Source organism: Pantoea sp. DY-15, from assembly GCF_019795935.1.
GTDB lineage: Bacteria > Pseudomonadota > Gammaproteobacteria > Enterobacterales > Enterobacteriaceae > Pantoea > Pantoea leporis.
Genome location: NZ_JAIMIF010000002.1, coordinates 515,212 through 534,165, shown reverse-complemented (window position 1 = coordinate 534,165; position 18,954 = coordinate 515,212). Strand labels below are relative to the sequence as shown.

Sequence of the window (18,954 nt, the reverse complement as noted above, 5' to 3'; positions counted from 1 at the left end):
AATCACAGATTGTCGTAGGATTGCCATTCATGGCGACCTTCTTCCTGGTGCGCATGAATGCGCACCCTACAAAAGCGCTTACTCCATCACCCAATGCCCGTCACTCACCTCACGATAACGCCGTGCTTCAGGCACAAATCCCAATGCACGCACCGGGCTTTTCAGCTCGCTGATGTCAATCTGGCGCTTTACATGACGGCGCGCCGGATCGGGCACCGGCACCGATGACAGCAATTTACGGGTGTAGTCATGCTGCGGATTTTCAAAAATCGCCGCGCGCGGGCCGATCTCAACGATTTCACCCAGCAGCATCACCGCCACGCGATGGCTAATGCGCTCAACCACCGCCATATCGTGCGAAATAAACAGATACGACAAGCCAAGGCTCTGTTGCAGGTCGAGCAGCAAATTGATGATTTGCGCTTTCACCGTGACGTCCAGCGCCGACACCGATTCATCGGCGATGATCATTTTCGGATCGAGCATCAATGCGCGGGCGATACAGATACGCTGGCGCTGGCCACCGGAAAATTCGTGCGGATAGCGCTTAATCATGCTGGCGGGTAATCCGACGCGCTCCATCAGTGAGGCGGCTTTCGTGCGCGCCTCGGTTTTGCTGCCTAAACGGTGTTGCAGAAAAGGTTCGGTCAGCGCTTCCAGCACCGACATGCGCGGATTGAGGCTGGCAAACGGATCCTGAAAAATCATCTGCATGGCGCGGCGCAAAGTACGCAGCTCATGAACAGAAAGATTCAGTACGTCGTAACCATCAAAGGCCACTTCACCCGCGTCGGGTGTGACGAGGCGCGTCAGTGAACGTCCGGTGGTGGATTTTCCACAGCCCGATTCACCAACCAGCGACAAGGTTTCGCCCGGCATTAGATCAAACGAGATGTTCTCCACCGCATGTACCGCGCCGGTTTTGCGGCTGAATACGCCTTCGTGGATGCTGAAGCGGGTGCTGAGATTTTTCACTGACAGCAGCGGCTGCTGCGATGTCGATACAGCGTTGGTCTCAGATGCGTCGCGCTGGTCAAAGGAAAACTTACGCGGCCCAGCAATGCCGCGCATCGCGCCAAGCTGCGGCACGGTCGCAATCAGCGTGCGAGTGTAATCGGCGGCGGGCGCGGAGAAAATCGCGGCGGTGGTGCCGGTTTCCATCACATCGCCTTGATACATCACCAGCGTGCGATCCGACACCTCTGCCACCACGCCCATATCGTGGGTGATAAACAGCACCGCCGTGCCTTCCTCTTCCTGCAACGTATTAATCAGGTCAAGAATCTGCCCCTGAATGGTGACGTCCAGCGCGGTGGTCGGTTCATCGGCAATCAGCAGTTTTGGCCGCAGCGCCAGCGCCATCGCAATCATCACGCGCTGGCGCATGCCACCGGAAAAGTGGTGCGGATAATCATTGAAGCGTTTCGCCGCGTTGGGAATACGCACTTTCTCCAGCAGCCGAATGGTCTCTTCACGCGCGACGCGTTTACTGATTTTGCGGTGATTGATCTGCGCCTCAGCAATTTGATTGCCGATGGTGAACGACGGATTCAGGCTGGTCATCGGCTCCTGAAAAATCATCGCCACCGCATTGCCGCGAATGTCACGCATGGCGGATTCACTCAGCGTCAGCAGATCTACGCCGTTCAGCAGCACTTTGCCGCTGACGCGCGCGTGGCGCATGTTGAGTAAGCGCATGATCGCCATCGAGGTGACGCTTTTCCCCGAACCGGATTCACCGACAATCGCCAGCGTTTCACCGGCATTAACGGTGAGCGACAGGTTCTTCACCACCTCGCGCCAGTGATCCTCAACGCGAAAGGCGACGGTCAGATTTTCGATGCGCAGCACCGGTTCGACTGCTGAAGCGGGCGCGTTCATTTCGCTGCCATAAAGCGTGCCGATAAGTGGCTAACCGGCAGATAAGTGAAATCGGTATCGAACGGATAGGCGGGCTGTAATTTACGCTTGCGAGTTAAGCGTTCCACATATTGATCGACTACGCCTTCCGACAGCGCCATCAGGTTGGGATTGGCCAGCGGGGCCAGCTCCGGCGACAGATAACCGGACTTCACTACCACGATTTTGGCCGCTGCAGGATCGAGGCCGAGCAGGGCGAAATCCGCCAGATTGTGATAAGGACGGCGACGGTCGGCGACCACCAGCGTAATGCCGCCGGTTAGCAGCAGCGCCTGTTTCGCCAGCGAACGCGCATCATCGCTGAGATGTTTCACCACAAATTCGGCCTGCACTTTGCCGCCGGCCGGATCGAGTGATGCGCCGACATTCAGCGTTAAGCTTGCGCCAACGCCAGCAGCAAAGGCCGCGTCAGTGGCCGGTTTATCGGTGATACCAGCGACGATCACCTGCTGCGCACCCTGGCGAATCAGTTCCGCCAACACATCCGCGCGATCGCCGACGCCGCCGCCGGTGGGATTATCCCCAGAATCAGCCAGAATCACCGGCGCGGTTTCGCTGGCGATGGCCATGCTGACGCACTCTTCAATGCTGCCGGTGACGCAGCCAAAACTGAATTCATCGCGCGCCTGCCAGTAAGCCAGCGCCAGTTTAGCCGCCTGTTCCGCCAGCACATCGGCATCGGTGCCGGTCATGATCGCGGCGGCGGTGGCGCGCGGTTCATCGGCCCAGACGTAACCGACCATCAGCGACGCATCCCAGACGTGCTCCAGCTGGTTTATCGCGGGCAAACGGGCATACAAACTTTTGGCGGGTTCATCTTCGGTGCTGGTGCGTTCACCGGGTAACACCACCGGAATCGGCGCCCACACCACGCCGGGTTTGACGCCGGTTTGCAGGCTTTTCACCAGCATCGATACCGAGCGGCGCATGGTCTCTTCCACATCAATGTGCGGCGCAGTGCGATAGGTCGAGAACATATCAATGGCATCGATGATGCGTTGCGTAACGTTGCCGTGCAGATCGTAGCTGACGGTGATCGGGCACTCCGCGCCGACCAGCTCGCGCGTGGCGCTGATCCAGTCGCCTTCGGCATCTTCCATACCTTCAACATAAACCGCACCGTGCATCGCGAGATAAACGCCATCCACCGGCAAATGTGCCGCGAGGCGCGTCAGGAAATCCTGCTTAAAATCGTCGTAGGTGACGCGCGCCACCGGACCACCGGCAATGGCGCGCGCGTGTAAGGTCGGCAGAAACTCGGCATCATAATCCTGCAAAAAGGCGAAATAAGGATTGGTGGTCAGTTCATCCCCGCGCACGATGCGGAAGTCGTCGGCATAATTCAGCACCGGATTATAAGTACTGCACTCAGTATGAATGCCACCAAAAGCAATGCGCATAGCAGCCTCCGCTAGTCGGGTAAATGAATGATAAAACGATACGCCGCCACACTGGCTGCGGCTCTGGCCCAGCTCTCTTCGTTGATCACCATGCTGGCGATCGGTGTTTTGCCGATAATCGACGGCAGCACATGGCTGTCGATGGCCTGCATCACCACGGTTTTTAGCAATCCATCGAACTCATTGGGCTGATGCGCAATCACAATCAACTCGGGATCGTTCATCTGGATGATATTGGCGATGGATAAACCTAGCGCATGGCCGGCCTGATGCAAAATGGCAATCGCCGCGCTGTTACCTTTCACCGCCAGCGCTTCCAGTTCGGTAATCGATTCACACTCCAGCGCTTTATCACGCACGCTTTCGCGGATGGCGGTTAACGAGGCCAGCGTATCGAGGCAGCCGCGTTTGCCGCAGCGGCAGGGACGTCCGCCGGGCTCGATGGTGCAGTGGGCGATTTCACCGGCAGCGCCGTGTGCGCCCCGATGCAGTTGGCCCTGAAAGAAATGCGCCGACCCAATGCCGTCACCGTGCGAAATCAGGGTGAAGTTGCGCGCCTTTTTTGCCACGCCGAAAATCTTCTCGCTCACCGCCAGCGCTTTGGCATCATTCTCTAAGGATACTTCCAGCCCGGTTTGCTGTTTTAGCAGTTCCGCCAGCGGCACGTTCTTCCAGCCCAGCAGCGCCGACTGCACGCAAATCGCCTGATGTTCATCGACAAACCCGGACAGCGTCACGCCCAGGCCAATCAGCTGATCCTGCGTAATTGATTTCTGCGCAATTAGATCCGGGATCGCCGCCGCAATGTTTTTTGCCAGCTGCGGCGGATCGAGATTCAACGGCATCTGGGTGACGGCCAGCGTGCGGCCGTGCATATCAATCAGCACTAATATCACGCGTTCGCCCAGCAGCGAAGCACCGAGAAAATAGGCGCTATCGGCACGCATTTTTAATAACACCGATGGACGACCCTGGCCGTTGGATTCCGGAATACTCTCTTCCAGCAATCCGGCCTGCAGCATCTCTTTCACCAGCATGCTAATTGCGGCTTTGCTTAGTTTCATTTTTTCCGCAAGCACGGTGCGGCTCATGCCATGCGACGCAATAAGCAAGCGCAGAATTTGTTGCTGGTGGGCATTGAGCATTGAGGTTCTCACGGCATTAGCATTATGCGCTGACAATAATAAGGACAGAAAACAAATACAACGATATTTAGTTAAATTTCTGAATGCAGATCTGATTATAAGTAAATTATATGAACCAACCTATTGGCTTTTGTTTAGTGAGTGTGGCTTATATAGCGTGGATATTTCACCGATCGTTTCAATGATTCATTGAGGGTCTTCATGGAAAGCAAACATAAGCATTTCAAGGTACTGACGCTGGCCGGTTGTTTACTGGCGTCGATGGCGAGCGCCTCCGTTTTTGCCAGCCAACTGGTGATCATGCAGAACGAACCGCCGCGCAGCATGGATCCCGGCAACCAAACCGCGACCTTTACCGGCACGGTGCTGGACCCAATGTACGAAGGCCTGACGCGTCTCGGTGATGACGGCAAAATCATTCCGGCACTGGCATTATCCTGGACATCCGATGACAGCGGACTTAACTGGACCTTTACCCTGCGACCCAATGTGAAATTCCACGACGGCACGCCCTTTAATGCCGATGCGGTAGTTGAAAACTTCCAGCGTCATTTAAATACGCAGCGCGGTTTAGCGGGTAGTGGGAAAATTCGCACCTTTATTCAGGATGTGAAGAAAAAAGACGATCTCACTGTCACGTTTCAGCTGAAAAAAATTAACCCGGCCTTTTTAACTGTTTTAGCCTCCGGTCCGGGATTAATGGTGAGCCCGAAAGCAGATAAAGCCGGAAGCATCAACAATAAAGCCGACGGCACCGGGCCTTATAAACTGGTGCAGTACAAATCCGGTGAATATGTACTTGAACAAAAGAATCCCGACTATTGGGGGAAATCTTCCGGGCCGGATGAAATTAAATGGACGTGGAGCAGCGAGCCTTCGGTGATGAATATGGCGCTGCAATCGGGTCAGGTCGATATTATTAACCCGGTGCCACCGCAGTTTGCCGGCATGTTGAAAAACAACGCCAACGTAAGTCTTAAACAGTCGCCGGGTGCGGCGGTGTTCTGGGTCGATCTCAATACCCAAAGCAAAGCACTGAGCGATGTGCGCGTGCGTCAGGCGCTGAATTTCGCCACCGACCAGCAGGCGCTGGTGAAAGCCATCATGTTTGGTTATGCGCAACCGGCAAACTCCGCGTTGGCACCGGTCGATCCCAACTACGACAAAAGCTTGCATGACTATCCGTATGATCTGCAAAAAGCCAAAGATTTGCTGAAAGCGGCGGGCTACGCCGACGGTTTCCCGATGTCGATTGCGGTGCAGGCGCCGGATGCGCGTACCGCACAAGTCCTGCAGGGCATGTGGAGCAAAATCGGCGTGAAACTTAACGTGCGCCAGATGGAGAGCGGCGTGTGGACCAAAGCGGCATTTGCTGATGGCAAAGAGAAAGCCGCGCAGGGCACCGATGCGGTGCTGGCGTCCTGGTCTTCCGGTTTATATGGCTCCGATCTGCAGCTGCGTCCGCTGTATCACACCAGCAGTTTCGCGCCGGGCGGGGCCAATCTGGGCTTCTTCAGCGACAAGCAAACCGATGATCTGATCGATACCGCCGCATCCACACTCGACGATGCCAAACGCAAAGATCTCTACTTCCAGGCGCAAAAACAGATCAGCGGATTAGCGCCGCAGGTGTTGCTGTTCTATCAGGACGATCTCTATGCCGCACGTAAAAATATCAGCGGCGTGGTTATGCAGCCGGGCGGACAAATCGTCGTGCGCGACGCAGTGAAGCAATAACCTCATGGCTGATGTGATATGAAAGCGTATGTCGCAAAAAAGGTGCTTTCGCTGCCGTTAATCATTTTCGGCGTGTCGATTATCGTGTTTATCGCCATCCGCGCGCTGCCGGGCGATCCGGCGCGGCTGATGGCGGGACCGGAAGCGCCGCAGGAAGCGGTGGACAGTATGCGCGTGCGGCTGGGGCTCGATCAGCCGCTGCCGCTGCAATATGTCAGGTTCGCGGCGGAAGCGCTGCACGGCAACCTTGGCTTGTCGTTGCAGTCGCAGCGTCCGGTGATGACGGAGATCAGCGAGCGTTTGCCGTACACCTTATCGCTGGCGGCGCTGGCGTATCTGCTGGCGATTGCGATAGGTGTTCCGGCGGGCATGACAGGCGCCATTTATCGCCAGCGTATTCCGGATCAAATCGTGATGGTGCTGACCATTGCCGGTGCGTCGATTGCCAACTTCTGGCTGGCGCTACTGGCGATGAATTACTTCGCGGTCGAGTTGGGCTGGTTACCGCTGCTGGGCGCCGATTCGTGGAAAAACTACATCATGCCCACGGTTACGCTGGCAATCCTGCCGATGGCGATGATCGCCCGCATGACGCGTTCCAGCATGCTGGATGTGCTGAGTCAGGATTACATCCGTACCGCCAAAGCCAAGGGATTATCCTCCGCCAGCATTAACTGGAAGCATGCGTTGCGAAATGCACTGATCCCGATTGTCACCATTGTGGCGCTCAACTTCGGCAGCTTGATTGGCGGCGCGGTGGTCACTGAATCGGTGTTCAATTGGCCGGGCATTGGCCGCTTGCTGGTGGATTCGGTGCGCTACCGCGATTATCCGGTGATTCAGGGTGTGACGCTGGTGGCCGTGACTGGCGTGGTGCTGATGAATCTGGTGGGCGAAATCCTGATTGGCTTGCTCAATCCAAAAATAAGGTTCGACTGATGAACAGCATTGATACTTCCGTGCTGCCGCCGCGTTCGCGCAGCCGACACCTGATCAGCACTCTAATTGCAAACCCGTCCATTGCCATCGGCGGTGCATTGGTGCTGCTGGTGGTGCTCGCCGCCGCGCTGGCTCCGCTGATTACCCATTGGGATCCGGTGGAGCAGGATCTGCTCAACACCTTGCAAGCACCCTCGGCCGCGCACTGGTTTGGCACCGACGATTATGGCCGCGACATTTTCTCGCGCGTGATTTACGGCGCGCGCATCACGCTGTTTGAAGTGAGCCTCAGCGTAGCGATCTCAATGGTGATCGGCATTCCGCTTGGCATCATTTCTGGCTTAGCCGGACGCAAAATTGATGCGCTGATCATGTGGGTGATGGATATCATCTTCGCTTTTCCTGGCATTGTGCTGGCGATTTTGATCGTTAGCGTGCTCGGGGAAGGGCTCACCAATATGCTGATCGCCATTTCGCTGTTCTCAATACCGGTTTATGCGCGTCTGAGCCGTAACCTGACGCTGGGCCTGAAAAACATGGAGTACATCGAAGCGGCACATATGCTCGGCGTGCGCTATCCGCGCATCATTACGCACTACATTCTGCGTAACTCAATTGGTCCGCTGATTGTGCAATCGACGCTGACGGCGGGCGCGGTGGTGCTGTCTGCCGCCAGTTTGTCCTTCCTCGGTTTAGGCGTGCAGCCACCGATGCCGGAGTGGGGCACCATGATGAGCGATGGGCGCAACTTCCTCGGCCTGAATATTTATGTGTCACTCTTCCCAGGATTGGCGATTTTGATTACCGTGCTGGGCTTCAATGTGCTGGGCGACGGTTTGCGTGATGTGATGGATAAACGTTTATGAGTAGACAATCTGCGGTGATTTGCCTCGATCTGGGCGGTTCTTTTATTAAGTTAGGCGTGATGAGTGCGCAGGATCAATTAACCCTTCTCGATCAGCAAAAAATTCCGGCAACCAGTTGGGACGACTTCACCGCGCTGGTGAGTCGCATGATTGCCCAACATCACCTGCATTATACCGCCAGCAGTGCGGTGGCGATCTCTACCGCCGGCATTGTGGCACCCGATTCTGGCGAGATGTTTGCCAGCAATATTCCCGCGTTTCATCAGCGCCGTCTGGCGAACGAATTAGGGGCGCTGCTGCAACGTAAGGTGATTGTGCATAACGATGCCGACTGCTTCACGCTGGCGGAAGCGCTGGCGGGCGCGGGAAAAGGGCACAAAGTGGTATTTGGCGCGATTCTGGGTTCGGGCGTTGGCGGCGGATTGGTGGCGGATGGCCGCATTATTACCGGGCAGAACGGATTGACCGGCGAATGGGGACATGGGCCGATCACATTAACCGAAGTGGAGATCGATGGCGTTACGCGGCGGCTGCCGCGCAAAGCGTGTTCGTGCGGGCAAAAAGGCTGTCTCGACAGCTACGGCGGTGCGCGCGGGCTGGAAAATCTGCATCAGACGTTGCATGACCGCACGGCGAGCAGCGTTGAGATCATCGAACGCTGGCAGCAGCAGGATGCACAGGCGCAGCAAACCATTCAGGCATGGCTGCAAATTGTCGGTCAGCCGCTGGCGTACAGCATCAATATCACCGGCGCATCGCGCGTGGCGGTTGGCGGCGGATTGGCATCGGTGGCTCCACTGATCGCGGCGTTAGATGAGGTGGTGCAGGGTTACGTATTACGCCGCACCACGCATCGTCTGGTGGTGCCAGGCGAGTTCGCGCATCACGGCGGCATGATGGGCGCAGCGCTGTTGGCGCGCATCATTTAACCCGGTGCGCATAAATGCGCACCCTACGATGTAGGGTCGCCATTCATGGCGACCTCTGCCAAAGCGCTGCCGCACCGTAACGCCAACCCTTCACACGTATTTGCGCTATCATATGCCGCTCACTCTTCTCGGTCTCGACGATGGCTGTCGCGTTAAGCGCCCACGATCCTGACTGAGTTCTTCACTTGCGGTTCGGAAAACTCATGTCATCAGTACAACCCCAACTTACTCAGCTGCCGGATGAGGCATCGCTGCCGCGTCAAAGCGTGCAGAAAGCTTTGTTCGCGCTCGGCACCGGCGGCTTTGCCATTGGTACCGGCGAATTCGTCATCATGGGACTGCTGCCCGATGCAGCCAAAGGTCTCAACGTATCGATCCCCTCGGCGGGACATCTCATCAGTATCTACGCGCTGGGTGTGGTGATTGGTGCGCCGCTGCTGGCGGTGCTGGGCGCGCGCGCCTCACGCCGTAATTTCCTGATGACGCTGATGGGCCTGTTTGCCGCCGGCAACCTGCTAAGCGCCATTGCGCCGGGTTATTATTCCATGCTGCTGGCGCGTTTCCTCGCCGGATTCCCGCACGGCACCTTCTTCGGCGTGGCGGCGTTGGTCGCAGCCGGTTTGGTTGAACGGCGTAAACGCGCGCAAGCGGTCTCAATGGTGCTGTTTGGCCTGACCATCGCCAACTTACTCGGCGTGCCCGCCGTCACGGCTATCGGCCAATGGTTTGGCTGGCGCGATGCCTTCGCCATTGTCGGCGGTCTGGCGGTGATAACCTTGCTGCTGATTTGGCTGTGGGTGCCAAACGTGGCGGGCGACAAAAATGCCAGCCCGCTGCGCGAATTGTCGGCGCTGACGCGCAAACAGGTACTGCTGACGCTGGCGATTGGCGCGGTGGGCAGCGGCGGTTTGTTTTCGGTGTTTAGCTACGTGAAGCCGACCATGACCGAACTGGCGCAGATGCCGGTGAGCTGGATCCCGGCGGTGCTGGCGTTGTTTGGTTTAGGCATGATCATCGGTAACATCGCTGGCGGTCGTCTGGCCGATCGCGGCATTGAAAAGACCATCCGCATTTTGCTGATCTGGTCATTTTTGGTGCTCAGCGCCTTCGTGTTTGCCGCGCATTATGCGCTGGCAGGTGCCATCAACGTGATGCTGGTGGGCACCATGGTGGCGCTGGCGGCGGTGCTGCAGATCCGTTTGATGGATGTCGCCGGTGACGCGCAAACCATGGCGGCGGCGATGAACCATTCGGCGTTTAACCTCGCCAACGCGCTTGGCGCATGGCTGGGCGGTGTGACCATTTCTGCTGGTCTGGGATGGCAATCCACCGGTTGGGTGGGCGCGATTCTGGCGGTGTTGGGTCTGCTGATCCATGCGGTGGCGATGCGCGATGCGCGCCGTAAATCGATTACCTTCGCGCACGAAAGTCATTAACACCCTACCTACCGTAGCGGCGCGATATATTACGTATTGCCGGGCTGGGCACATTGCCGCCCTAAATATGCGCAATAGATCGCGCCGCAAGGGGTAATTAATTTTTACGCCAACTTCTGCTGCAAAAATGTCATAAACACCCGATTGATCTCACTGCGCTGACGATGCTGCGGATAGAGCGCATTAAGATGCAGCGAGGTCGGCTGCCACTCTTCTAACACCGTCACCAACTCACCGCTTGCCAGCGCTGGCGCCACAATAAACTCCGGCAGCAGAATCAAACCCAACCCGGCCACCGCCGCGTCACGCAGCATTTCCCCGTTATTACTCACCATCGGCCCATGCACGCTAATCACTTTGCGCTGGTCGCCGTTAAACAATTCCCAGCCGGTCTGGCTTTCGCGTCCATAGCGCAGGCACAAATGCTCGCTCAGCTCCTCCGGCGTAAGCGGCGCGCCTGCGCCCTGCAGGTATGACGGGCTGCCGCAGATCACGCGACGAAACTCGCCCAGCCGCTTGGCGATCAAACTCGAATCCGGCAGCGTACCGATGCGGATCGCCATATCAAATCCTTCGCCAACCATATCGACATGCCGATCCGCCAGCTCAACCTGAAACTGCAAACCCGGATGCTGGCTCAGAAACTCAGCAATAAACGGCGACAGATGGCTGATGCCAAACGACATCGGCACGCTCAGGCGAAAACTGCCTTGCAGCACCTGTCGACGCCCCGATACCGCCAGCTCGGCTTCCTGCACATCATCGAGAATGCGCTGCGCGTGCTGCGCAAACAGCTGACCGTTATCGGTCACCGACAGCTTACGCGTGTTGCGATTCAAAAGCCGCGCGCCGAGCGACTCCTCCAGCGTGGCGATGCGGCGACTGACATACTGCTTCGACAGCATCAGCTGTTCGGCGGCGGCGGTGAAGTTACCGGCCTTGATCACGGCTACATAAATACGGAGATCTTCAATCTGCATATTGTCCACTTATCGGTGACAGTCATTGTCATTATGACGCATTGTTAGGCAAATCAGTTTACGTATACTTGTTTGCAACGGGAAGGGCAATCGCCCCCCAACAGCAAATTTGAGGAGCAGACCATGATTGAACAACGCCTATCAGAACAACGCGGAGTGGGTGACCATGGTTGGTTGAATTCGCATCATACGTTCTCTTTCGCCAGTTACTGGGATCCAAAACAAACCGGCTTCTCAGACTTGCTGGTGATCAATGATGACCGCGTTGCACCGGGTCGCGGCTTTGGTGCGCATCCGCACAACAACATGGAGATCATCTCCTACGTGCTGGAAGGCGCGCTGGAGCATAAAGATTCCATGGGCACCGGTTCGGTGATTGTGCCCGGTGATGTGCAGCTGATGAGCGCCGGCAGCGGCGTCACGCACAGCGAGTTTAACCACTCAAAAACGGATAACGTGCACTTCCTGCAGATCTGGATTGTGCCTGGCGAACGTAATTCGCCTCCGGGTTATCAGCAGATTTCGGTGGAGGAAAGTGACAAACGTGGTCAGCTGCGCCTGATTATCTCGCCGGAAGGGGACAACGGTTCACTCAGCGTACGTCAGGACATCCGCATTTATGCCGGACTGTTCGACGGCGTCGAGCAGCAAACCCTCGCGCTGGATGCCGATCGTTACGCCTACATTCACGTGGCACGCGGCAGCATCGAAGTGAACGGCGTGAAGTTCAAAGAAGGCGACGGCGCACGCGTTCGCAACGAACGCGCGCTGCAGTTCGCTAACGGTGATGATGCGGAAGTGCTAGTGTTTGATCTGCGTCCGCTGGAAGTGAATCATCCACAGCGTTAATGATTAAAAATACCGCAAAGAGCAGTGCGAGCCATCGCGCTGCTTTTTTTTATGCGCGATCACAGCGTATGTAACACTTTTTCTTAACATTAATTGCAGTGATTACGATCGCAATAATTATTTCCATACTCTCTTTAATGGTTAGCCAATGAACCTAAGCATCACGGCTTAACATGGAGAGGGCAGCATGCAAGAAAAAATCCCCGGAACGCGCTGGTATCGCGTCATCGCCCCAATTCTTATCACCTGCATTGTCTCATTCATGGATCGCGTCAATATCAGCTTTGCGCTGCCTGGCGGCATGGATCAGGATTTAGCGATCACCAGCCAAATGGCCGGCATGGTGAGCGGCATCTTCTTTATCGGCTATCTGTTTTTACAGGTGCCGGGCGGACGTATTGCGGTGAATGGCAGCGGCAAACGCTTTATTGCCTGGTCGCTGGCCGCGTGGATGGTGGTCTCCATCGCCACCGGTTTTGTCACCAATCACTATCAGCTGTTGGCGCTGCGTTTCGTGCTGGGGATTTCCGAAGGCGGCATGTTGCCGGTGGTGTTAACCATGGTCAGCAACTGGTTCCCGGAGAAAGAGCTGGGTCGCGCTAACGCCTTTGTCATGATGTTCGCGCCGTTAGGCGGCATGTTTACCGCGCCAATATCGGGTTACATCATTAATGTGCTGGACTGGCGCTGGCTATTCATTATCGAAGGCCTGCTGTCTGCGGTGGTGCTGCTGGTGTGGTGGCTGGTGATCGCCGATCGTCCTGAAGAGGCGCGCTGGTTACCGGCGCTTGAAAAGGAGTATCTGCTGCGCGAACTGGCGCGCGAAAAAGCCCAGCATCTGCAAAAGGAGCCGGTCAGCAAAGCGCCGTTGAAAGCGGTGTTTCGCAACTCGGGGCTGATGAAATTGGTGGCGCTCAACTTTTTCTATCAAACTGGCGATTACGGTTACACGCTGTGGCTGCCGAGTATCCTGAAAAATCTCACCGGCACCAATATGGCGGGCGTTGGCCTGCTGGCGGCGATTCCTTTTGTGGCGACGGTGCTCGGCATCTACGCCATTTCATGGTTAAGCGATCGCACCGGCAAGCGCCGTTTGTGGGTGATGGTGTCGCTGTTCTGCTTTGCCGCCGCGTTGCTGGCGTCGGTGGTATTGCACGACAACGTGGTTGCGGCCTATATCGCGCTGGTGGTGTGCGGCTTCTTCCTCAAAGCGGCAACCAGCCCGTTTTGGTCGATTCCCGGACGCATCGCTGCGCCGGAAGTGGCGGGCAGCGCGCGTGGCGTAATCAATGGCTTGGGTAATCTGGGCGGATTCTGCGGACCGTACTTAGTCGGGATCATGACGCTGCTGTACAGCCAAAACGTGGCGATCTGCTGGCTGGCGGGTTCGCTGGTGATTGCCGGAATCTTTACGCTAATGCTGCCTAAGGAGTGCGATATCAATCCGTCTGAAACGCGCCGACATATGAAGAGTAATCATTTGATGAGTGTAAAACATTGAATGAGGCGAGGATGGCACTATTCTGAATATTAACTATTGAAAGGCAGAATTAATAAAAAGGGAGCGCCTGCTGAGGTGCTCCCTTTTTAATGCATCAATCAATCGAAAGATTGTGAATAGCCAGCACCGCGCGCGCCGCTTCTTTGCCTTTCTTAATGAAATGCTCGGTATAGAAGTTTTCGATAACATCAACCGGCTGGAAATTATGTGGCGTTAATGAAACTGAGAACACCGGTACGTTGGTGGTCAGCTGCACATTCATCAGACCATCAACTACCGCAGCGGCAACGAAATCATGGCGATAGATACCGCCGTCAACCACCAGCGCAGCGCAGACAATCGCATCGTACTTGCCGGTTTCAGCCAGACGCTTAGCCAGCAGCGGCATTTCAAATGCGCCAGGCACTTCCAGCACTTTTAATTGTGCTTCTACGGATTGATCGGCTAATTCTTTTTCAAAACCCACCAGGGCATTATGGACAATTTCTTTGTGCCAGCCGGCTTTAATAAATGCAATTTTAATATTGTTCATGGTTATTCCGACATCACCTGTAATGTTTTCTTGCGCATAAAATAATGTGTTTGTATACCATATGTTACGTTTGTGATCCACAAAGCCTAAGTAGCGATAAATGCCGTGATGCTAAAAGCCACGTAAAGCATCCGGTTATTCCGCGCTTGACGGCGACCATCGCCTGCAATACAAATAGACGCGTCGGGGGAGTCTCGCCAAAGAGACTGAGAGGCTAATAGCGCACTGCGCGGTTTAGCGACCCTTTGAACCTGACCCAGTTGATACTGGCGTAGGAAGACTGACAGTCTTGTTTTTTGGGCTGTCTGGCGCCCAAACAATCTCGATGGACGCGCCATTTCCCTTCTCCTGTATCTGCGGGTCTCAGCTAACACTGAGAGGCCGATGTGAATTCCCCCTGTTTGAACATCCTGGAACCGGCGCTGTGAGCCGCTGGAGCGTGCTTGGCTGCGGCGTGGCGGGCCTATGCGTAGCCACTTTGCTGGCGGAACGCGGTGAAGACGTTGAGGTGATGGGCGATGACGCGCGCCGCCCGGCATCGTGGTTTGCTGGCGGCATGCTAGCGCCCTGGTGTGAAGCCGAAAGCGCGCCGCGCGATGTTATCACTGTTGGGCAACACGCCGCCGCGTGGTGGCAACAGCGCGTCAGCAGCGTCGAGCATCAGGGCACGTTGGTGGTTGCGCCGCCGCGCGATAGCCTGGAACTCAACCGTTTCGCCCGCATGACCGAGCAGCATCAATGGGTCGATCCCGCCAACATTGAACCGGCGCTGGAAGGGCGCTTTGCGCGCGGTCTGTTTTTCGCCGGGGAAGCGCATCTCGATCCGCGTCTGGCGTTGCAGGAGATGCGTGACGCGCTGATCGCGCGCGGCGTGTCATTCAGCAATCACGCGCCGAGCGGCCAAATTATCGATTGTCGCGGCATCCACGCCGCGCCGCAACTGCCGCGCCTGCGTGCGGTGCGCGGCGAGATGCTGATTTTGCACAGCGATGAAGTGCAGTTTTCCCGCCCGATTCGTCTGCTGCATCCGCGTTTTCCCTGCTATCTGGTGCCGCGTCGCGGCGGCCACTTTATGCTCGGCGCCACCATGATTGAGAGCGACGATGCCAGCGCCATCAGCGCGCGCGCCATGATGGAGTTACTCAGCGCCGCCTACGCCATCCATCCCGCCTTAGCCGAAGCGCGCGTGATTGAGAGCGGTAGCGGGCTGCGTCCGGCCTATCCGGCGAATCTGCCGGAAATCCACTATCACAATCACACCTTTTATCTCAACGGCATGTATCGCCACGGTTTTCTGCTGGCACCCATGTTGGCAGAGCAGCTGATGCAACGCATTTCTGGGGAACTCAATAATGAATATTCAGCTTAACGGCCGCGCCATCAGCACCCAGGCAACAAGCCTGAGCGAATTGCTGATCGAGCAGCAAATTGATGTGGCCTGCGTCGCCACCGCCTACAACGGTGCGTTTGTGCCAAAAAGTCAGTACGACACGCAGCGGCTGGATGAAGGTTGCCAGCTCGAAGTGCTGTCACCGATGCAGGGAGGTTAAGCGATGTTTTACGATTTTAAACCGCAATCACGCTTCCTGCTCGGCACCGCCGGTTATCCGTCGCCCGCCATTTTGCAGCAGGCGATTGCCGCCGCCGGCACCGACATCATCACCGTCAGTTTGCGGCGCGAAGGCGCGGCGGGCGCGGCTTTCCGCGAACTGCTGACCAGCCTCAATATCCGCGTGTTACCGAATACCGCCGGTTGTCACACGGTAAAAGAGGCCGTCACCACCGCGCACATGGCGCGCGAACTGTTCAACACCGCGTGGATCAAACTGGAAGTAATCGGCCATGCCGACACGCTGCAACCCGATCCTTTCGCACTGGTGGAAGCCGCGCGCATCCTCAGCGCAGAGGGTTTTCAGGTATTTCCGTACACCACCGAAGATCTGATCGTCGGCGAAAAGCTGCTGGCGGCGGGCTGCGAACTGTTGATGCCGTGGGGCGCGCCGATTGGTTCCGGCCAGGGTTTGCGTAACATCGACGGCCTGCGCGCCATGCGCGCGTGGTTCAGCGACATCCCGCTGATCATTGATGCGGGCATTGGCGCGCCGTCGCAGGCGGCGCAGGCGATGGAAATGGGCTTCGATGGCATTTTGCTCAACACCGCCGTCGCCAAAGCCGGCGATCCAGTCGGCATGGCCAACGCCTTCCGGCTGGCGATTGAAGCCGGACAGGCCGCGCGCGCTGCCGGACTGATGGAGAAGCGCGATATGGCAGCCGCGTCCACGCCGATCTTCGGCCTGGCAAATCTGAGTTAAGGACGGCAAAAATGCAACGTTATCAACGCCAGATGATGCTGGTGGAAATCGGCGAAGCCGGGCAGCAAAAGCTACTTAACGCGCGCGTGCTGGTGGCGGGCGCGGGCGGACTAGGCGCCACGCTCCTGCCGCAGCTGGTGGGCGCGGGCGTCGGCCATATTCGGCTGTATGACGACGATGTGGTGGCGCTGCATAATCTGCATCGGCAAACGTTGTTTACTGAGCAGGATATTAACCAGCCCAAAGTGCTGCGCGCGCAGCACGCCTTGCAGCAGCGCAATCCGCAGGTGCAAATCGAGGCGCTGCAGCAGTTGCTGAGCGCCAGCAATCTGCAGCAGGCGCTGGCGGGATGCGATCTGGTGATCGACGCCGCCGATAACTTTGCCGTCACCTACCAACTTTCCGATGCTTGCATGCAGGCGGGCATGCCGCTGATCAGCGCCTCAGTGCTGGGACGGCAAGGTTACGTCGGCGGATTCTGTGGCGGCGCGCCGAGCTATCGCGCGTTGTTCCCGCGCTTGCCGTCCTCGGCAGCGAACTGCAACACCGCAGGCGTGATGGGCCCGGCGGTGGCAGCGCTCGGCGCGATGCAGGCGCAGATGGCGCTCAGCGTACTGCTGGAATTACAACCTTCACCGCTCGGTTGTCTGGTGAATTGCGATTTTGTGAACTGGCACTTCCGCAAGTTCCGCTTTGATGATGCTGAAGAGCCGGAATATGCGGTGCCGTTTATCGATCCGCAGCAGTTGGCCGCCGATGACTGCATTGTCGAACTGCGCAGCTATGAAGAAGCGCCGGTCAGCGTGGCGGATGGCGTTGAGCGCATCTTGCCGCAGGCGATCGCCGCGTGGCAGCCGCCCGCCCAGCAGCGCATCGTGCTGGTGTGCGCCAGCGGCATCCGTGCCGCGCAGGCCGCTAACGCGCTGGCGCAGCGCGGATTTCACCAGCTGGCGATTCTGGCGGCCAATCGCCCATGAATCAGGACATTCTCTTCAACGATGTGAGCTTTAGCTGGGGCGATAAACCGCTGTGTCAGCGGCTGAATCTGCACCTGCGCGGTGGCAAAACCACGGTAATGCTGGGACGCAGCGGCATCGGCAAAAGTACGCTGCTGCGGTTGGTGGCCGGTTTACTCCAACCGCAGCAGGGCGCGGTGCGGGGCTTGAGCGGCAACGTGGCGTGGATGGGCCAGCAGGATCTGCTGTATCCGTGGCTGACGGTGCTCGACAACGTGATGCTGTCGGCGCGGCTCAGCGGCGACAAGCCGGATCGCCCGCGTGCGCTGGCGCTGCTCGAGCAGGTAAAACTCAGCGACGTTACGCATGCACCCCCGCATCAACTCTCCGGCGGCATGCGGCAACGCGTGGCGCTGGCACGCACGCTTTATGCGCAGCGCGACGTGGTGCTGATGGATGAACCCTTCGCCACGCTGGATGTGATGACCAAACTCAGTTTGCAAACGCTGACCGCCCGATTACTGCGGGGCAAAACTGTGCTGCTGGTGACGCACGATCCGCTTGAAGCGTGCCGCATGGCCGATGACATTCTGCTGCTGCAAGGCCAGCCGCTGGCTATCGAAAGCTGGCCGGTTCCCGGCGGTGACGCGCCGCGTCCGTTTGATCATCCCGACGTCCTGCAGGCGCAGGCGCAACTCTTCTCCCGACTGAATACCCATGAAAACAGTGTTTAGCGCGATCTACCTGATCGTGGTGCTGCTGTGCGGCTGGTTACTGGCGCGTCACAGCGGCGTGCCGAGTTTCCTGCTGCCCGCGCCGCAGGCGGTGCTGGAGGCGCTGTGGCTGCATCGTCAACTGCTGTGGCATCACGCGCTCTATACGCTGGCGGAAATTGTGCTGGCGCTGCTGCTGGGCGTCGGCGCGGGCGTGACGCTGGCGGTGCTGATGGCCGCCAGTTCGCTGCTGAGTCGCGTGCTGTTTCCGCTGGTCACCGCCAGCCAGGCAATTCCCGTGTTTGCCCTCGCGCCGCTGCTGGTGCTGTGGCTCGGCTTTGGCATCGCCTCAAAAGTGGTGGTGGCGGCTTTGATCCTGTTCTTCCCGCTGTGCTTGTCACTGTTTGATGGGCTGTGCCGTACGCCGGTCGGTTGGCTGGAGCTCGCGCAAACCTCCACGTCGTCGCGTTTCCGCATCTTCTGGCGCGTGCGCTGGCCTGCCGCGTTACCGCAGTTTTTCTCCGGCCTGCAGATGGCGGTGGTGTTGGCCCCGATTGGCGTGGTGATTGGTGAATGGGTCGGCGCCAGCGAAGGGCTCGGCTATCTGATGATGCAATCCAACGCGCGACTCGAAACCGCCACCAGCTTCGCGGCGCTGCTGCTGTTACTGATTCTGGCGCTGCTGCTTTCGGGCAGCGTGGCGCTGATGCGCAAGAAAATCCTCTGGCAATCTACATAA

The 18,954-nt window shown here is 57.5% G+C and carries 18 protein-coding genes and 1 riboswitch; of the genes, 13 read left to right on the top strand and 5 right to left on the bottom strand.

Annotation, left to right across the window (positions count from 1 at the left end; genetic code table 11):
• Positions 1-78: 78 nt before the first annotated feature.
• Genes K5Y32_RS11150 through K5Y32_RS11140 form a run of 3 tightly spaced genes read right to left on the bottom strand, consistent with a single transcriptional unit; the run spans position 79 to position 4,465 of the window.
• Entirely contained in the window at positions 79-1,881 is a 1,803-nt protein-coding gene (locus tag K5Y32_RS11150; RefSeq protein ID WP_222183769.1) for an ABC transporter ATP-binding protein, read from the bottom strand.
• Positions 1,878-3,320, bottom strand: coding sequence for a M81 family metallopeptidase (locus K5Y32_RS11145; RefSeq protein ID WP_222183766.1), 1,443 nt, complete (start codon positions 3,318-3,320; stop codon positions 1,878-1,880). The genes K5Y32_RS11150 and K5Y32_RS11145 overlap by 4 nt, the downstream gene beginning before the upstream one ends.
• A gap of 11 nt (positions 3,321-3,331) precedes the next feature.
• On the bottom strand, positions 3,332-4,465 hold the full coding sequence (locus K5Y32_RS11140) for an ROK family transcriptional regulator (RefSeq protein ID WP_222183764.1): 1,134 nt from the start codon (positions 4,463-4,465) through the stop codon (positions 3,332-3,334).
• Positions 4,466-4,666: 201 nt separating this feature from the next.
• Between K5Y32_RS11140 and K5Y32_RS11135 the strand changes: the two genes are divergently transcribed.
• From K5Y32_RS11135 to K5Y32_RS11115, 5 genes are all read left to right on the top strand, one after another.
• Positions 4,667-6,202 carry an ABC transporter substrate-binding protein gene (locus K5Y32_RS11135; protein WP_222183762.1) on the top strand — a complete coding sequence of 512 codons (1,536 nt, stop codon included), beginning with the start codon at positions 4,667-4,669 and terminating at the stop codon, positions 6,200-6,202.
• Between the two features lie 18 nt (positions 6,203-6,220).
• Positions 6,221-7,141, top strand: coding sequence for an ABC transporter permease (locus K5Y32_RS11130; protein ID WP_101761054.1), 921 nt, complete (start codon positions 6,221-6,223; stop codon positions 7,139-7,141).
• Positions 7,141-8,007, top strand: a complete 867-nt coding sequence (locus K5Y32_RS11125; protein WP_222183760.1) for an ABC transporter permease — start codon at positions 7,141-7,143, stop codon at positions 8,005-8,007. The genes K5Y32_RS11130 and K5Y32_RS11125 overlap by 1 nt, the downstream gene beginning before the upstream one ends.
• Complete coding sequence (locus K5Y32_RS11120; RefSeq protein WP_222183758.1) at positions 8,004-8,936, top strand: ROK family protein; 933 nt, start codon at positions 8,004-8,006, stop codon at positions 8,934-8,936. Before K5Y32_RS11125 ends, K5Y32_RS11120 begins: the two co-directional genes overlap by 4 nt.
• A gap of 203 nt (positions 8,937-9,139) precedes the next feature.
• Positions 9,140-10,372 carry an MFS transporter gene (locus tag K5Y32_RS11115; protein WP_222183755.1) on the top strand — a complete coding sequence of 411 codons (1,233 nt, stop codon included), beginning with the start codon at positions 9,140-9,142 and terminating at the stop codon, positions 10,370-10,372.
• Positions 10,373-10,476: 104 nt separating this feature from the next.
• On the opposite strand, the gene K5Y32_RS11110 is transcribed toward K5Y32_RS11115, so the two are convergent.
• Positions 10,477-11,352: a LysR family transcriptional regulator gene (locus K5Y32_RS11110; protein WP_222183746.1), complete on the bottom strand. Its 876-nt coding sequence runs from the start codon at positions 11,350-11,352 to the stop codon at positions 10,477-10,479.
• 123 nt (positions 11,353-11,475) lie between these two features.
• Here K5Y32_RS11110 and K5Y32_RS11105 point away from each other — a divergent pair, with 123 nt between their 5' ends.
• Both K5Y32_RS11105 and K5Y32_RS11100 read left to right on the top strand, forming a co-directional pair.
• Complete coding sequence (locus K5Y32_RS11105; protein WP_222183744.1) at positions 11,476-12,201, top strand: pirin family protein; 726 nt, start codon at positions 11,476-11,478, stop codon at positions 12,199-12,201.
• Between the two features lie 187 nt (positions 12,202-12,388).
• Positions 12,389-13,702 carry an MFS transporter gene (locus K5Y32_RS11100; RefSeq protein ID WP_222183742.1) on the top strand — a complete coding sequence of 438 codons (1,314 nt, stop codon included), beginning with the start codon at positions 12,389-12,391 and terminating at the stop codon, positions 13,700-13,702.
• A 94-nt stretch (positions 13,703-13,796) separates the two neighbouring features.
• Here the strand turns inward: K5Y32_RS11100 and K5Y32_RS11095 are convergent, their stop codons facing one another.
• Positions 13,797-14,234, bottom strand: coding sequence for a 6,7-dimethyl-8-ribityllumazine synthase (locus tag K5Y32_RS11095; RefSeq protein ID WP_007891239.1), 438 nt, complete (start codon positions 14,232-14,234; stop codon positions 13,797-13,799).
• A gap of 175 nt (positions 14,235-14,409) precedes the next feature.
• Positions 14,410-14,529: riboswitch (TPP riboswitch) on the top strand.
• Between the two features lie 129 nt (positions 14,530-14,658).
• Between K5Y32_RS11095 and K5Y32_RS11090 the strand changes: the two genes are divergently transcribed.
• The 6 genes from K5Y32_RS11090 to K5Y32_RS11065 are packed head-to-tail and all read left to right on the top strand — an operon-like array spanning position 14,659 to position 18,954.
• Complete coding sequence (locus K5Y32_RS11090; RefSeq protein ID WP_222183740.1) at positions 14,659-15,603, top strand: FAD-dependent oxidoreductase; 945 nt, start codon at positions 14,659-14,661, stop codon at positions 15,601-15,603.
• Positions 15,587-15,784: a sulfur carrier protein ThiS gene (gene thiS / locus K5Y32_RS11085; RefSeq protein ID WP_110866723.1), complete on the top strand. Its 198-nt coding sequence runs from the start codon at positions 15,587-15,589 to the stop codon at positions 15,782-15,784. Before K5Y32_RS11090 ends, thiS begins: the two co-directional genes overlap by 17 nt.
• 3 nt (positions 15,785-15,787) lie before the next feature.
• Positions 15,788-16,546 (top strand): thiazole synthase, encoded by a 759-nt coding sequence (locus K5Y32_RS11080; protein ID WP_222183737.1) that lies wholly within the window; start codon positions 15,788-15,790, stop codon positions 16,544-16,546.
• Positions 16,547-16,557: 11 nt separating this feature from the next.
• Positions 16,558-17,523, top strand: coding sequence for a HesA/MoeB/ThiF family protein (locus tag K5Y32_RS11075; protein WP_222183735.1), 966 nt, complete (start codon positions 16,558-16,560; stop codon positions 17,521-17,523).
• The gene (locus K5Y32_RS11070) at positions 17,520-18,236 is read left to right on the top strand and encodes an ABC transporter ATP-binding protein (protein WP_222183733.1); all 717 of its coding nucleotides are present in this window, start codon (positions 17,520-17,522) and stop codon (positions 18,234-18,236) included. The genes K5Y32_RS11075 and K5Y32_RS11070 overlap by 4 nt, the downstream gene beginning before the upstream one ends.
• The gene (locus K5Y32_RS11065) at positions 18,220-18,954 is read left to right on the top strand and encodes an ABC transporter permease (protein ID WP_222183731.1); all 735 of its coding nucleotides are present in this window, start codon (positions 18,220-18,222) and stop codon (positions 18,952-18,954) included. The genes K5Y32_RS11070 and K5Y32_RS11065 overlap by 17 nt, the downstream gene beginning before the upstream one ends.

Bases quoted from the DNA above. Each gene is read 5' to 3' on its own strand.
- K5Y32_RS11145 (WP_222183766.1), bottom strand. From the start codon at position 3,320: ATGCGCATTGCTTTTGGTGGCATTCATACTGAGTGCAGTACTTATAAT.
- K5Y32_RS11110 (WP_222183746.1), bottom strand. From the start codon at position 11,352: ATGCAGATTGAAGATCTCCGTATTTATGTAGCCGTGATCAAGGCCGGT.
- K5Y32_RS11150 (WP_222183769.1), bottom strand. From the start codon at position 1,881: ATGAACGCGCCCGCTTCAGCAGTCGAACCGGTGCTGCGCATCGAAAAT.
- K5Y32_RS11070 (WP_222183733.1), top strand. From the start codon at position 17,520: ATGAATCAGGACATTCTCTTCAACGATGTGAGCTTTAGCTGGGGCGAT.
- thiS (WP_110866723.1), top strand. From the start codon at position 15,587: ATGAATATTCAGCTTAACGGCCGCGCCATCAGCACCCAGGCAACAAGC.
- K5Y32_RS11135 (WP_222183762.1), top strand. From the start codon at position 4,667: ATGGAAAGCAAACATAAGCATTTCAAGGTACTGACGCTGGCCGGTTGT.
- K5Y32_RS11140 (WP_222183764.1), bottom strand. From the start codon at position 4,465: ATGCTCAATGCCCACCAGCAACAAATTCTGCGCTTGCTTATTGCGTCG.
- K5Y32_RS11080 (WP_222183737.1), top strand. From the start codon at position 15,788: ATGTTTTACGATTTTAAACCGCAATCACGCTTCCTGCTCGGCACCGCC.
- K5Y32_RS11100 (WP_222183742.1), top strand. From the start codon at position 12,389: ATGCAAGAAAAAATCCCCGGAACGCGCTGGTATCGCGTCATCGCCCCA.
- K5Y32_RS11125 (WP_222183760.1), top strand. From the start codon at position 7,141: ATGAACAGCATTGATACTTCCGTGCTGCCGCCGCGTTCGCGCAGCCGA.
- K5Y32_RS11065 (WP_222183731.1), top strand. From the start codon at position 18,220: ATGAAAACAGTGTTTAGCGCGATCTACCTGATCGTGGTGCTGCTGTGC.
- K5Y32_RS11075 (WP_222183735.1), top strand. From the start codon at position 16,558: ATGCAACGTTATCAACGCCAGATGATGCTGGTGGAAATCGGCGAAGCC.
- K5Y32_RS11095 (WP_007891239.1), bottom strand. From the start codon at position 14,234: ATGAACAATATTAAAATTGCATTTATTAAAGCCGGCTGGCACAAAGAA.
- K5Y32_RS11130 (WP_101761054.1), top strand. From the start codon at position 6,221: ATGAAAGCGTATGTCGCAAAAAAGGTGCTTTCGCTGCCGTTAATCATT.
- K5Y32_RS11115 (WP_222183755.1), top strand. From the start codon at position 9,140: ATGTCATCAGTACAACCCCAACTTACTCAGCTGCCGGATGAGGCATCG.
- K5Y32_RS11105 (WP_222183744.1), top strand. From the start codon at position 11,476: ATGATTGAACAACGCCTATCAGAACAACGCGGAGTGGGTGACCATGGT.
- K5Y32_RS11120 (WP_222183758.1), top strand. From the start codon at position 8,004: ATGAGTAGACAATCTGCGGTGATTTGCCTCGATCTGGGCGGTTCTTTT.